The sequence below is a fragment of the Pseudoalteromonas sp. M8 genome (assembly GCF_018141365.1).
GTDB lineage: Bacteria > Pseudomonadota > Gammaproteobacteria > Enterobacterales > Alteromonadaceae > Pseudoalteromonas.
Window position 1 is genome coordinate 1,130,535 of record NZ_CP047239.1, and the last position, 14,638, is coordinate 1,145,172.

A 14,638-nucleotide genomic window follows, 5' to 3' on the forward strand; every position below is an offset into this window, starting at 1 on the left:
CCTAAAATAGGCTATTCACCAACCTCTGTTAGCCCTTTAAATGCATCATATAAAAATCGTTCATCACTTCCTTGCAACCAGCATTGCTTATATTTGAGTGAAGGATAACGCTCCAGCAACCTCTCCAGTTGCTCACTGTATTCATTCGGAATTGGGCTCAGCTTTTCGGCTATGCGCTTTTGATCGACGCGTATTTCACTATGCTGTAGCAGGTGTTTTTCGGTGCAGCCTTCAGCATAGAAGGCCATATTCCCAGATTGATCAAGCTTTAGCACCACAACCTGAATACTGACTCTGTCACTGTATCGGGTGCTTATCTCTAGCTCTTCCCCCATCCACACGTTACCCGCCTGTCGGCAGTAGCCTTCTTTCCAATCCAGTTTCTGAAGCGTTGCCTGATTTTCCATCGCTTGAGTTTGCGCCTGATACTCGCTGTGATAACAATCCAGATCTACTGGTCTGGTGTTTAGCGCAGCCTGGCTGTAAACGCTTTCGATCAAATGGCGTGCATCCTCCGGTAAATACAACCCGCCTTTCTCTCTTAGCACTTTTTGCGTAAGCCATATAATGGCTGGGCTCCGGTAAACGGCGGCCGTACCAGGGTGGCTTTTGTGTAACCAGTCTTTTTCTGGCTCGCCTTGCCACTCAGGGCAAAATACTTTCAATACAGCTGGCGGACGTTTATCTTCTGACAGTGCGGGTTGGTAATTGCCGTGTTCATCTCGGATATGGCGTTTAAGTCGCCCAGCACGCTGTATTAAATCGTCAATGGGGCAAATATCACTGAGCATAAAATCACAGTCCGCATCAATTGATTCTTGAAACACCTGAGTTGAAATCAATATTTGTCCCAGTCTTTGCTGTGTTGTGCTTTGCTTACCCAGTCTACCAAGCACCTCTTTTTCCTTTTGTTTTCTGTCGTATAAGGTAAAGCGACTATGGAACAAAGTGATATGTGTTTGCGGGTAACGCTCTGAGAGTAAAGTATATGCTTGCTGCGCATCCGCGACCGTATTACGCACCCAAACCACAGCCTCGCCGCGTGATGCTCTTGCCACTATCTCTTCAATACAGGCCTGCTCACAGTGGAAAAACTCAACCTGCACGGATTTGTGATTTCTGGGTAAGCTTTCCACTGGTTGCTCATTTAATTTCCCTTGTTCATTTACCCAGGTTGCGAGCGGAAAGCTTGTTTTTTGAGTGCACTCGGGAGATTCAAGACCCAGCTCTTCTTGCCAGATCTGGCAAAGCCTGTTGCGTCTTTCTAGCGGCAAGGTCGCAGTAAGCAGGATCACACTGCCGCCAAACCGTAAATGAATACGTAAAAGATCTTCTAGCAAAGTGAACATATATTGATCTGCGGCATGTACCTCATCAAGCACTAGAATTTTACGAAACAAACCATGAAAACGTAGCGTGCTGTGTTTGGAGGCTAAAACCGATAGCAAAGGCTGGTCAACCGTGCCAACGCCAGCATGAGCAAGCAGCGCCTTCTTTTTAGAGTCTGCGTACCAGATATGGCATGCCTGACTTGCTGTTTCATCAGCTTTACCATATTCAAGATCGGGGAGTTGCTCTGTAACTAGTGACTCCTGATAAGCGTCCTCCATCATACTCGCGCCGTGTGCTAATACCAGACTGGTTTTTTTTCCATCAACGGACATCATTTGTCCGTAATGCTGTGCGATACGATGGTACATGGCACTGGAGGTAGCCATAGTCGGTAAACCAAAGTAAAAGCCATCCGCAGCCTTCGCCTGCATTAAACGATGCAATAAGATTAGCGCCGCCTCGGTTTTGCCTGCACCCGTTACATCTTCCAGAATAAACAATTGTGGTGAAGGGCCGACAGGCACTTGCTCAGCAAACGACTGCAATGGCGTAGGTGTACTAAAGCCAAAATGCTTAGCGGTTGACTCATAAGGGAAGACCTCTACCTGACTGGTCAACTGCCTATTTGTAAGCGCTTTATGTGCCTGTTTTACAGCTTCGAGCCAGTAAGCTTGTATATCCATCGGCTCGGAGTGATATGTGAAATACTGAGTATCTGAGCCCAACCAGTCAGCAAGAGTGCACAAACCAGCAAGGTGCCAACTAGCATACCTTAGGTGCTCGCGCCACACTCTATCCGAAAACTTTTCCGTTGGCAGATCATCAGCAAATAACTCAAGGCAATACGCTATGAACTCTCTACAAGCCTGGTAATTTTCATCGACACAATAGTCTTCTATTCTGCTACCAAATTTGTGCGCTACAACTGGCTCACCGTGATGACCAAAAACACAATTCAGCATGACTCGCACCGAATCTATCTTTTTAAATGCCTGCGTTACTTCGTCCGGTGCACCTTCAATTTGCTTGGCGCAGCTTTTCCAAAAATGATGGCCTAACCCATCATGTCGGGCATCTGTTGCAGAATAAGGTTCTCTCGACTTTTTCTGGCTTAAATTACTGTCACTAAATTCTGCTAGGTTTTGAAATGCTGAAGAAAATTTACCCAAGTCGTGAATGGCAACAAAGAATCCGACCAAAGACTTAAACTGTGGAATAGTTAACCCCAGAAACTCGGCCGAATCTTGTGTAAATTGCTTATTCAAATCCAGATAAGTCAGTGCAACCGCCGCCACATCTAGGCTATGAAATACAAGTAGGTGATAACGGTAAAAAGTTTCGCCCTGTCTGGCGATTTGCCACCCTTTTTTGCTCGCAAGTGCTTTGAGGTGATCGACAGAATTAACGCCTGGATGGCGTTCAACAATATCTTGTAATGACTCGCCATTAATCTCACTCATGCAGTAATCTACCTCGAGTGGCTTTTTAGCTTTGCCCCAATATTTGAACATTAAACTGTTTAGATCTGTCATATTGCTCTGGTCCTTGCTTTCAATACACTCAGCTTACGACGCGAATAAAATACCGACAATCCTGCGATTGCAACCAGTAAAAAAATTACCCGGTCTGGTGCGCTTGTTTAGCTGTTCCATAACAACCTTCTGGCCCTCAGCTCTCTATAGCAGGCTGGTTCCATCACAATTTGCTGTGCTTCCGGGTGTGGGTGCTGAACATCTAACCTCAAAATGCTGATCAGGTAGTTGATCAATGCAGCGTTGGTTTTAATTTGCTTTTGGTGGTTGTGCATATCAAAGTCGTGAGCGATAACTTGCTGGGCGTACTCGCTGAGTCTTGGGTCGGGGATTATGGTTAAGGTGACTTCCTGCTGCCAAGCTTCGTCGTCTTTTTTGTACTTTTGTGCTTTGCTGATAAATTCTGGGGAGGCAGAGACGATACGCGATAATGAAAAGTCTCTAAAGCCTTTGGCTTTTTCACAGTAGGCTCTCAGATGATAGCGCAGTCCAGAGTTAATCAGCGTGTGAGGGCGGATCACGCGCTCGGTTTCACCGCCTTCTTTTATAGACTGATAGCGAATATCCAGCACGCTTTGTCGCCGACAGGCATTCAATATGGGCCGCAAAATGGTGGGATTAAGCTTTCTGTGTGGTAATGCCAGCGAAGTAATCGTTGAGGAACTCAGATTGTGTATGTACTGTTCCCCAGTGAGACTAGTATACTCAGTAAAATCCTGAGAGATATAATTAGGTGTAAAGGGGCTTGCCAGCACATAAGCTTTTTCAGACTCATTATAGCTTGCGGCAATCTGATAACGCTCAATAAAGTCGGTGACATAACGCCGTGCGCTGGGCCTTGAAAGCTTAAATTTGCTCTGGAAAGTACCGGTCTGGATTTCTCCCTGCCAAAACAATACCGCTTCAATATATCTAAAATACAGCTCTTCCTTAGCCTGCATAAAACACTCTGGTAAAATTTTCGTAAAATAAATGTATCAAAACAAACAAAGTAAGTCTTTGACCTGAGACAAACTGACAGTGAAATCACGCTAGCATTTTTTTGATGGTAGATTAATAATCAACTATGGCGGCAGTGTTTCCAATGGGTAACGGTTATATGCAGTTTATATATGATGTGAGTTCGAGTCTCACCCTGTCTCCACTTCCAGCCAAGCTGTCCACCGCCTCTTTCCTACTAAAATGTTCTACTGGTTAGCCCCGTGCGTACAGGGGCGAAGTAGGACCGACAAAAATATCTGGAATATTTTTGAACAGCTCTGCTGACCCGAAGGGCGAAAGACAGGAAGTCTGGAGTCATCACCGTTTCGCAGCCTGCTAAGGTGAGCGCATGGATGCGTGAGGGATGCTGCTTCACGGACGAATACAGCACATGATTCAGACCTGAATAACTCAGGTTTAGCCCCGTGTGTACGGGGAACACTTACCTAACACCCTGGTACTTGCTCGAATTGGCGGTTTAGCCCCGTGTGTACGGGGAACACGTTCGTTTTGAACATTGCCGCATTCGTTGCGGCGGTTTAGCCCCGTGTGTACGGGGAACACGCAACTGGATATAGGTTCTACAGGCAGGGCGAGCGGTTTAGCCCCGTGCATACGGGGAGCACCAGGTAAGCAATGCCCTAAATGCGAATATGAGCGGTTTAGCCCCGTGCATACGGGGAACACGGCAACGTCAATATTTCATGGTGCTCCTGGTTCGGTTTAGCCCCGTGTGTACGGGGAACACATTACCGAATGAAAACATTCTCATCGTTGGTGCGGTTTAGCCCCGTGTGTACGAGGAACACGTCTTGCATCATGGGATATTCGGTCAGATTTGTACGGTTTAGCCCCGTGCGTACGGGGAACACAAATAGACGGATTTGCCGATAGGATGAACCAGCGGTTTAGCCCCGTGCATACGGGGAACACGGGTGACGCTCCGTCTGAGGTTAAAGCTAAAACGCGGTTTAGCCCCGTGCATACGGGGAACACAAAAGTAGCGTGCAAAGGTGAAAGCATGTGGGCGGTTTAGCCCCGTGCATACGGGGAACACTTGGTTGGAAGATCCGGATACTGCAGATTTAGCGGTTTAGCCCCGTGCATACGGGGAACACGCTATGGCGTCTTTTTTTGCTATGGCAAATTACGGTTTAGCCCCGTGCATACGGGGAACACCTCTACGCCACGCTATTGCAGTTGGTGCCTAACGGTTTAGCCCCGTGCATACGGGGAACACGCGGTTAGCATTAGCGACCAAAACAACACCGCCGGTTTAGCCCCGTGCATACGGGGAACACTGGATTTGAACCAGCGACCGACCCCGTATAGCCGGTTTAGCCCCGTGCATACGGGGAACACCTAAGAGTGGCAAAGATAACTCGATTGGATGACGGTTTAGCCCCGTGCATACGGGGAACACGTAACTTTCGTAAAGGGTATTACCAAAACCCACGGTTTAGCCCCGTGCATACGGGGAACACCCTGTAATGATAGTCGCAGCCTGAAAAGATTCCGGTTTAGCCCCGTGCATACGGGGAACACCTAGAGATTTAATTATAGATTCTAGAGGTAGGCGGTTTAGCCCCGTGCATACGGGGAACACACGAACCAATGCATTTAGGCCCATGTATCGTGCGGTTTAGCCCCGTGCATACGGGGAACACTCTAAAGATATATCACTGTTTCTATTAACAAAAATCACCATTGCAATTTTCACCAAAAATATTGGGTACAAATTCTACGTATGTTTACTCGGCTCAATTGTTAAAGATCGGGGTTTCTCTTGAAATAATGTATAGCCAACAGACTAATAAACTTCACTATACTTGCTCAGCAAAATCGATGAGTTCCTGTCCTGTTAGGCGATAAATAATCCACTCGTTTTGTGCTTTAGCACCGATGCTTTCATAAAAGTCGATTGATGGTTTGTTCCAGTCAAGTACCACCCACTCAAAGCGACCGCAATCCTTTTGTAGTGCAAGTCTTGCGAGATATTTCATGATCCCTTTACCTGCACCAACACCGCGCTTATCTTGTGATACATATAAGTCTTCAAGATAAAGACCGTGCTTGCCAAGCCAAGTAGAATAATTAAAGAAATACACTGCAAACCCGATTGCTTCGCCATCTAGTTCACAAATAACGCTGTGTGCTCTGGCTTCTTTACCAAACAGTTTCTGTTCTATTTCTTCCACGGTATTGAGCACGGCATCTGGCTCTTTCTCATAAATTGCAAGTTCGTTGATAAAGTGCAGTATCGTCGCGGCATCAGCTACTTCTGCTGGGCGAATTGAAAGGCTCATAATGGCTCCTGTATGTAGGTTTTAGTCAGCTTAACAAATTGTAAAGGGGGATGACAGCACCTTTCAGGCAGCAGCAAAGTGAACAAATTCTCCAGCTCGTTCGTATAACAAGCCAACTGATTTTTATTATAGGACGAGGTTAGTATGCAAAGGGTCATCTTTGCCTTTTTGATGTTGCTATTCAGCACTCAGGGGTTCGCAAGCACCAGTACTCTTGTCAATCAATTTATAGAAAACCCTCAACAAGTCGGCAAAACAAGTCGAATGACCTATTTGTTTTGGGATGTTTATGATGCCAGCCTTTATGCCCCCCAAGGAGCCTACTCTCAAGATCAGCCTTTTGTGTTGGCATTAAGATATTTACGCGAGCTAGACGGCAAAGAAATAGCAAAACGATCACTGAAAGAGATAGAGAAACAAGGGTTTACTAACTCAAGTCAAGGTGAGCGATGGCTGGCAGAAATGGAAAAAATTTTTCCCAATGTCTCTAAAGGCACAATGCTATTTGGCGTAAGAACACCCGAGGGAACTACGCAGTTTTACCAAGATAAAAAGCTTATTGGCGAAGTGAAAGATTCGGAATTTACGACCCGCTTTTTCAATATTTGGCTCGGTGAAAAAACCTCCGAACCTGCCATGCGAACTGAACTTTTGGGCCTGAAATGAGAATAATTAATGCTCCTTTTCCCTCAATTTCAACATCAATACTTTGTTCAACAGGACATAATAGAAGCAATAGCACTCAAAGAGGCCTCAAGCCTAAGGAGAAAACAATGCGCATCACTCTTGCAGTACTCACCTTACTTTTATTGTCGGCTTGCAGCTCCGGGATTGACGGTAAAAAGTACGCTACACTTAAACCGCAATTTGACCCCTACGAGTTTTTTGTTGGTGATGTAAAAGCGTGGGGAATAGTCCAAGACAGAGATGGCAACTTAGTTCAACAGTTTACTGTCGATATCAAGGGCTCTATTAACACCAAGTCTGAACTTATTTTAGATGAGTCCTTCAACTATTTGCTCGGCGACGGGGTTCAAACGCGAGTTTGGACTATTACAAAAGCTGCAGGCAATAAATATACCGGCCGCGCCGACGATATCCTCAACTCAGCATCAGGCGAAACCTTCGGCAATGCAATGAATTGGCAGTATAGAATGGACCTACCCGTTGATGATACCAGTTATGAAGTACACTTTGATGATTGGATGTGGTCTTTTGACCAAACCACCCTTATGAACCGCTCTTATATCGAAAAGTTTGGTATTGTGATGGCCGAAGTAACAATATTTATGCAAAGGCAATAATAATTACGCCAAATCAACTTCAATTTAACCTTCTTACTCGTGTATTTGTCTACAATTTGTAGACAAATACACCGACTCCACTAAAATCCACACTATTCTCGTAGCACGACTAGTGCCCAACACTGAGAAGTGCTCAATAAAAAATGCCGCACCAAAAAGTTTTATTGCTGAGTAAAGCGCAAGAAACTGCGGCAAGATCGTAGCTAATAAGAACCAATAGGAACCCCCACCATGATAAAGAAGATACTAGCTGGAGCCGTAGCGCTTGCGCTTGTCGGATGTGTTAATACCGAAAATGAACAATCCAATAATGCGGCATTGACACAATCTGTGAAATATCCAATCACTAAAACAGGCACCGTTGTAGACAACTACTTTGGCACGCAAGTAGCGGATCCATATCGCTGGTTAGAAGACGATAAAAGTGCAGAAACCGCAGCGTGGGTAAAATCACAAAACGAGGCAACACAGGCATATTTATCGCAAATTCCATATCGTAAAGACATCGAAAAGCGCCTCACCGAACTACTTGATTACGAGCGTGTTTCTCAACCTTTTAAACACGGCAACTATACCTATTTCTATAAAAATGATGGGCTGCAAAACCAAAGTGTTTTGTACCGCCAAAAAGAAGGTGGTGAGGCTGAGGTATTTTTAGATCCAAACACCATGAGCGACGATGGCACAACATCGCTTGCAGGATTAAGTTTTAGTAAAGACGCTTCATTGGTGGCTTATCAAATTTCCGAAGGTGGAAGTGACTGGCGTAAAGTGATTGTGCTAAACGCCGAGACTAAAGAGCAGGTTGGTGAAACGCTAGTCGACGTGAAGTTTAGTGGTATCTCTTGGTTTGGTAATGAAGGCTTTTACTACTCAAGCTATGATAAACCTGAGGGCAGTGAACTTTCTGCAAAAACTGACCAACATAAGGTGTATTACCACAAGATTGGCACACCTCAAGTTCAAGACAAGGTCATTTTTGGTGCCACTGATGCGCAAAAGCACCGTTATGTTTATGGTGGTGTAACAGACGATAAAAAATACTTGGTGATTTCTGCTGCAGTATCAACATCGGGTAACAAGCTATTTATTCGTGACTTAAGCAAACCAGATAGTGACTGGGTAACAATTTTAGATCATACCAACTCTGATACCAGCGTGATCCACAGTGAAGGCGACACATTGTTCCTAAGCACGAACTTAGATGCGCCGAACCGTCGTATCGTTAAAGTTAATGCGAAACAGCCACAACCAAAAAACTGGCAAGATGTGGTCCCAGAAACCAACAATGTACTATCGGTTTCAACAGGTTCAGGTTACCTATTTGCGACTTACATCAAAGATGCAATTTCATTGGTAAAACAATATGACTTCACAGGTAAGCTGATCCGTGACATTGCGCTTCCAGGTGTAGGCACTGTGAGTGGCTTTAGCGGTGAGGAAGAAGATAAAGTACTTTATTACTCATTCACTAACTACAACACCCCGAGATCTATCTTTGCTTTCGATGCAAAATCTGGCGTCAGCGAATTATATAGCTCAGATAAAGTAGATTTTGATTCAGATGCTTACGTGTCTAAACAGGTTTTTTACACCTCGAAAGATGGCACCCGCGTACCGATGATCATCACCCATAAAAAAGGGCTGAAACTGGATGGTAACAACCCAACTCTGTTGTACGGTTATGGTGGGTTTAATGTCAGTCTTAAGCCTTACTTTAGCCCTACACGTGCAGCTTGGTTGGAGCTAGGTGGTGTTTATGCTGTAGCAAACTTACGTGGCGGTGGCGAATATGGCAAAAAATGGCACAAAGCAGGTACTCAAATGCAGAAACAAAACGTCTTTGATGACTTTATTGCTGCAGGCGAATACTTAGTATCTGAAAATTATACTTCAAGTGAAAAGCTTGCAATTAACGGTGGTTCGAACGGTGGTTTGTTAGTAGGTGCAACGATGTTGCAACGTCCAGATTTATTCAAAGTGGCTGTACCTGCGGTTGGGGTACTTGATATGCTGCGTTACCACACGTTTACAGCTGGAGCTGGCTGGGCTTACGATTATGGTACAGCGGAAGACAACAAAGAGATGTTTGAATACCTGAAAGGTTATTCACCTGTACATAACGTAAAGGCTGGCGTAGATTATCCAGCAACCATGATCACAACAGGTGACCATGACGACCGCGTAGTACCTGCACACTCTTACAAGTTTGCAGCTGAGCTACAAAGCAAACACACAGGTCCGAATCCAACGCTTATTCGTATCGAAACCAATGCCGGACACGGCGCAGGCACACCAATAAGCAAGACGATTGAACAGTATGCCGATATTTATGGCTTTACGCTTTACAATATGGGAATTAAGTCTCTTTAAGCATAAGCCAAGCTTGAAAAGCCATCTGTAAAAGCAGGTGGCTTTATTCAAATAAGAACTTATCTATGATCAGTTGCCAACAGTATGATTATATCGAGCTGGCGTGCCTAAAACGCCTAGTGGTTACTATTGAGATGAAAGGTGGTGAAGTTGTGCGTGGCAGCTGCAAAAACACGACTATAGTCGAGGCTCAGGAGTGTTTAGTTTTAGAACAAGAAAGCCAACCAGTCACCGTGGTGCTGACAGAAATTGCCAGTATCTCGGCCGATACTGACAACCCCTATTTTACTACATTAAGATTTTAGTGATAACGCCATAAAAACACTTAACGGGTTGTCGCGGTACATACCAAAGCGTTCACATCGCTCAAATCCCAAGCTCTCATAAAGACTTATCGCACTGGCTTGCTTAGAGCCGGTTTCCAGCCGAATAAGTGGGATCTGCGCTTCACCTGCATAGTGAAGCAAAATTTGCATAATACGTTTAGAAAGCCCTTTACCTCGATAGCTAGGTTTTACGTATAAGCGTTTAATTTCACCGTATAAGGTTTTATCAAACTGCTTTACAATCGCACCGCACGCTACAATGCCCTCTTCATTTTGTAAGCCAACGGCATACACGTTAGGTTGGTTAATTTCTTCTATTGATAAAGACTGTGCACTTGCGATTGGATATAAGCTGTTCATAAGCTTATCGATTTCAGAAAACACCGCGACTACTTGTGGGTCATCTGACTTTAACTGAATTAATTGCATACCTGCCTCTGAGAAGTAAGGCCAATTTGTCCTGCGCCCATAAACGTGAGCAATATTATTACTATTCTGACCGACGTCAAACTATACCGAGTTAGAAATAATAAGCAAATTATCGAGGTGAGATGATGGGCTGAATGCCTGCGGAAATTTGATAATATCGCTATAAAAATAAAGTAACAATCTGTTTTAAATAAATAAAATATAAGAACTCTGAACTGTTACAAAGTGTAAGGTGATGGTATGAATTAGATACTTTTAGGTAAATAAGAATTTTTCATTCTTATTCTGTCTGGCGAGCATCATGCTTTATCGCGCCGCTCTTAAGCATTGTTACTTTGGTTTCTACAGACTGTTTGCTCTTGCTTGGAAAGCTCAGTAAAGTCAGTAATAACAACACGCTTGTTAGCGCTACAATCAGCGGAATAGAGGTATGCGAACTTGTGTGTGATGCTCTATGGGGCATAAACAAACCTACGAAAATTAATTTGTCTTCCCTAAAAACCAATCCCTTTTAACCAAAAACAAAAATAGCACTTAGTTAAATATGATTACTTTTTATCACACCTAAACTTTTAGTGCTATATCACTTCAAAAAAACATCAAAAAGTATTAATTTAATCGTTTACTAATGACGTTGCTGTTCATTCACTTTCCACCTATCCAACTAACGGGCCTCAACCAAAGTTATTAGCTTGCAGCTTGAAGGTTGAACTGTTTATTCACTAAGCTTTGGTAAAGCGAAGAGTGTTGCATCAAATACTGATGATCTCCCTGTGACTCAATCTCACCTTTGTTAATGACGATAATATTATCAGCATCCATAACCGTACTGAGTCGATGCGCGGCGATAATTGTAGTACGACCTTTTTTTGCATTTTTCAGGGCAATTTGAATAGCTGCTTCACTTTGTGAATCAAGGCTTGCCGTTGCTTCATCCAACAGCAGCAATGCAGGGTCTTTTAATAGTGCTCGCGCTAATGCAACTCGTTGCCTTTGTCCGCCAGACAAAGTAATGCCACGCTCACCAATTTGAGTATTCAACCCATCAGGTAGTGTCGCTATAAACTCTGCTAAATCGGCCGTGGTAATGGCATGCTGTAATTGTTCATCATCTATTGCCTCAAAAGCACCGTAGACCAAGTTTTCATATAAGGTGCCGCACAACAGCGGGCTCTCTTGCGCAACGTAGCCAATTTGCGCTCTTAAATTGGCTCGGTCTAACTCTTCAACATTAAGCCCAGCAATTTCAATGTAACCACGTTGTGCCTGATAAAAGCCCTGCAACAAAGCAAAGAGTGTAGACTTACCAACTCCTGATGGCCCAACTATAGCGGTCGTTTTTCCACTTAAGAACTCACAGCTCAAGCTTTTAAATACCGGTTTATCATTAGCATAACTAAAAGATAAATTGCGAAAATAAATTGACTTATCAGTCAGGCTAATCGTATGACCACTTTCATTTGGTGGTGTCGTTGCTAAGATCTCATTAATACGAACGGCCGCTCCTTTTGCTTTATTAAAAGCGGCTACCACCATGCTTAACTGCCCCATCGGCAACACAATGTTCAGTAAAAACATAATAAACGCAACAAAAGCGCCTAGGGTCATCGCACCGTTGGCAACCCTTGATGCGCCAAACCCTAGTACTAACACTATCGAAGCCATGATCACTAAATTCACCAATGCGCCCATGGTAGCTAAGAGCGTATGTTCTGACATTGCGGTTTTATAGAGTGACTTCAATTCATTGTTATTATTTTTAGCTTCTGTTTTCTCTGCACCTTGTGCTCTTATTAAGCGGATATTAGCAAACAGCTCGGTTAACCTTCCTAGCATAGAGGCTTCAGTATCTTGTAATGACTTAGACAGATCCGTCAGTCTTACGGAAAACGGTAAGATAATCAGAAAACTAACCGTAACTGCACTGAGCATCACGAGTGTCATTTGCCAGTCTAAAAACCATAGAATAATAAAAGAACCAAATAATGAAACTACACCAGATATAAAAGATACAGACTGCTCACTCACTAGGTTTTCAATAATTTCAGTGTCTTTTACGATGCGATTCGCCGGCTCCCCAGCCCTTGTGTTATCAAAGAAAGAAACAGGCAAACGAATGAGGTGCTGAAAAAGGTCTCCGCGTAATTTAAGCTTTTGCTCATTGCCAATTTTACCCATGATATAAGTCATCAACCCTGTTAGCACAGCGGAAAATACTAATACCATAATTAATATGACTACCTGTTCATTTGAAAAATGACCATTTTCTCCAAGTTCTTCCAGCAGATTTTTCGTTTGCAAAGGCACCAATAAACCTAAAATACTAGAGATCAGTGTAAACAAAACCAGAGTTGATAGTAATAGGCGACTTGGCCGCGTACGCCTGACTAGTTGAATTAAAGATGATGTATTGTTCATAATTATTATGTCCCCGTTGAATAGACAACATAATAATTGACCAAACTTTAAATTTAGTCAATTTAAAATTGACCTATTGGTCATTTTTAAATTGACTGTATACTGCAATGTGAACAGGAGGAGCTATGTCTGATAAGCGGAAATTAATACTAGCATGCGCGGAGCAGTTACTTTTAGCTGAGGGCGATAGTGCCTTTAGCATGCAAACCATCGCCAATAAGGTGGGCATTTCGAAAGGTGCTATCTACTTACACTTTAAGTCAAAAGACGAACTACTATTAGCCGTTTTTGAGAGTCAAACAGCGGTTCTGCTGGATAAAATAAGAGCGATATTAGAAAGTGATAAATTGACTCCAATTGCCAAGTTAAAACAACAAATCCGCTTCCAGCACGAAGATTTACAGCAGTACCAAGCGATGTTTCAGCTCTTATTGCAGGAGGAGTCACTGAGCTTTTCAAATAACTTGATCATGTTCTATCAAGAGTTTCGCTTAACGTGGCTTACGCTACAGGAAGGTTTTTTACTTGAAAACTATGGCGAGCAAGTTCGTCCATGGAAAACCGATCTTGCGATGACCCTTGATGGCATTATTGCTAATTATCTTTCGCTTCCCGTGATTGAAGGTATTAATTTCGACACTGAAAAGCTGGTTAATTGGGTAGTCTCATGTATGGACTCAATTTGTACAGCGCTACCAAATCAAGCACTGTTGCCGGTATTAACCGAGCAGGACTTCCCGTCCCAAAAAGAGATCGAAGCCAAAAAACGACAACTCCATGAACAAAAAATCCAACAAGCTTTTATACAGCTCCAAGAAAAGTCTCAGAAGCTAAAACTCACACCACAAAAGCGTGAGATCGTAGACCACACAATCGCTCTATTGGAAGCTCAACTACAAAGTAAAAACCCCGATACCGTATTAATCAGGGCACTTATCGCAGGACTTAGAGACTACAGAGGGTTAAATACTCAGCGCCAGCTGCTCGCAGAAAGACTCAATGTAGAGGCGGTGTAATCCACTGAGTAATGTGGTACTCGTACAGTTAGAGGAAAGCAAAATCTTGCTTTACACTGCTGACTATTTTTCTTTTAAGAATAAGACTCTCTTAATCAATCCATCGACGACTTCATAGGTCGCGATGGCTTTATAATTTGATTTATATTCCTCACCATCACGCATTAGACAAAACTCTATAACCTCAGTATCTACAACAAAGCGCCCTTGGATCTCTCTGTTACTTATTTTGGCGCTCAGGCAAGTGACCCTACTAAAAAGCTGTGTATAGGTTTTCTTCAGTTTTTCTTTCCCGGAATACGCTATTCCACCAGGAAAATAGTGAATTTCTACATCATCGTGATACGTTGCGACGAATGCATCTATATCTCGCTTGTTATAGGCCGCTACCTGTTGCTCAACAATCGCGGTGATATTCTCCTCATTAGCCTGGTCTTGCTGTGCATAAGCTTGGCCACTGATAAATAACGTTTCAACTTGGAATCCTTTTATTATTTTTAACCATATCACCCTTTTTGGGGTACAAAGACATATTACAGTTTATAGACTTGATATAGCAAATCGCTTAGTCTCAACGTGAAATCCGTCATCGTTTATAGCCGATTCTTTCTAAGCCATTCG

Annotated in this window: 11 protein-coding genes and 1 CRISPR repeat array; of the genes, 5 read left to right on the top strand and 6 right to left on the bottom strand. The window is 43.4% G+C overall.

The window, feature by feature from the left end:
• Positions 1 to 11 precede the first annotated feature (11 nt).
• The 3 genes from cas3 to GSF13_RS04605 form a co-directional block, all read right to left on the bottom strand.
• Positions 12 to 2,864 (bottom strand): CRISPR-associated helicase Cas3', encoded by a 2,853-nt coding sequence (gene cas3, locus GSF13_RS04595; protein WP_211865362.1) that lies wholly within the window; start codon positions 2,862 to 2,864, stop codon positions 12 to 14.
• Between the two features lie 107 nt (positions 2,865 to 2,971).
• Complete coding sequence (locus GSF13_RS04600; RefSeq protein WP_206471713.1) at positions 2,972 to 3,805, bottom strand: WYL domain-containing protein; 834 nt, start codon at positions 3,803 to 3,805, stop codon at positions 2,972 to 2,974.
• Between the two features lie 454 nt (positions 3,806 to 4,259).
• Positions 4,260 to 5,512: direct repeats of the CRISPR family, unit length 28 nt; unit sequence GGTTTAGCCCCGTGCATACGGGGAACAC.
• A 156-nt stretch (positions 5,513 to 5,668) separates the two neighbouring features.
• Positions 5,669 to 6,151: a GNAT family N-acetyltransferase gene (locus tag GSF13_RS04605; RefSeq protein WP_010603960.1), complete on the bottom strand. Its 483-nt coding sequence runs from the start codon at positions 6,149 to 6,151 to the stop codon at positions 5,669 to 5,671.
• 144 nt (positions 6,152 to 6,295) lie between these two features.
• Between GSF13_RS04605 and GSF13_RS04610 the strand changes: the two genes are divergently transcribed.
• The 4 genes from GSF13_RS04610 (at position 6,296) to GSF13_RS04625 (ending at position 10,133) form a co-directional block, all read left to right on the top strand.
• A complete protein-coding gene (locus GSF13_RS04610) occupies positions 6,296 to 6,817 on the top strand; it encodes a chalcone isomerase family protein (RefSeq protein WP_211865364.1) in 522 nt (173 codons plus the stop codon).
• A gap of 107 nt (positions 6,818 to 6,924) precedes the next feature.
• Complete coding sequence (locus GSF13_RS04615) at positions 6,925 to 7,455, top strand: DUF3833 domain-containing protein (RefSeq protein WP_010603962.1); 531 nt, start codon at positions 6,925 to 6,927, stop codon at positions 7,453 to 7,455.
• A 231-nt stretch (positions 7,456 to 7,686) separates the two neighbouring features.
• Positions 7,687 to 9,828: a prolyl oligopeptidase family serine peptidase gene (locus tag GSF13_RS04620; RefSeq protein ID WP_211865378.1), complete on the top strand. Its 2,142-nt coding sequence runs from the start codon at positions 7,687 to 7,689 to the stop codon at positions 9,826 to 9,828.
• 65 nt (positions 9,829 to 9,893) lie between these two features.
• Entirely contained in the window at positions 9,894 to 10,133 is a 240-nt protein-coding gene (locus GSF13_RS04625; RefSeq protein ID WP_174169687.1) for a Rho-binding antiterminator, read from the top strand.
• Here GSF13_RS04625 and GSF13_RS04630 read toward each other — a convergent pair.
• The gene (locus tag GSF13_RS04630) at positions 10,122 to 10,583 is read right to left on the bottom strand and encodes a GNAT family N-acetyltransferase (protein ID WP_010603965.1); all 462 of its coding nucleotides are present in this window, start codon (positions 10,581 to 10,583) and stop codon (positions 10,122 to 10,124) included. The genes GSF13_RS04625 and GSF13_RS04630 overlap by 12 nt on opposite strands.
• 687 nt (positions 10,584 to 11,270) lie before the next feature.
• On the bottom strand, positions 11,271 to 13,001 hold the full coding sequence (locus GSF13_RS04635) for an ABC transporter ATP-binding protein (protein WP_206471705.1): 1,731 nt from the start codon (positions 12,999 to 13,001) through the stop codon (positions 11,271 to 11,273).
• 125 nt (positions 13,002 to 13,126) lie between these two features.
• Here GSF13_RS04635 and GSF13_RS04640 point away from each other — a divergent pair, with 125 nt between their 5' ends.
• On the top strand, positions 13,127 to 14,017 hold the full coding sequence (locus GSF13_RS04640) for a TetR/AcrR family transcriptional regulator (protein WP_211865380.1): 891 nt from the start codon (positions 13,127 to 13,129) through the stop codon (positions 14,015 to 14,017).
• Between the two features lie 63 nt (positions 14,018 to 14,080).
• Here the strand turns inward: GSF13_RS04640 and GSF13_RS04645 are convergent, their stop codons facing one another.
• The gene (locus GSF13_RS04645) at positions 14,081 to 14,527 is read right to left on the bottom strand and encodes a nuclear transport factor 2 family protein (protein WP_211865382.1); all 447 of its coding nucleotides are present in this window, start codon (positions 14,525 to 14,527) and stop codon (positions 14,081 to 14,083) included.
• Positions 14,528 to 14,638: the final 111 nt, after the last annotated feature.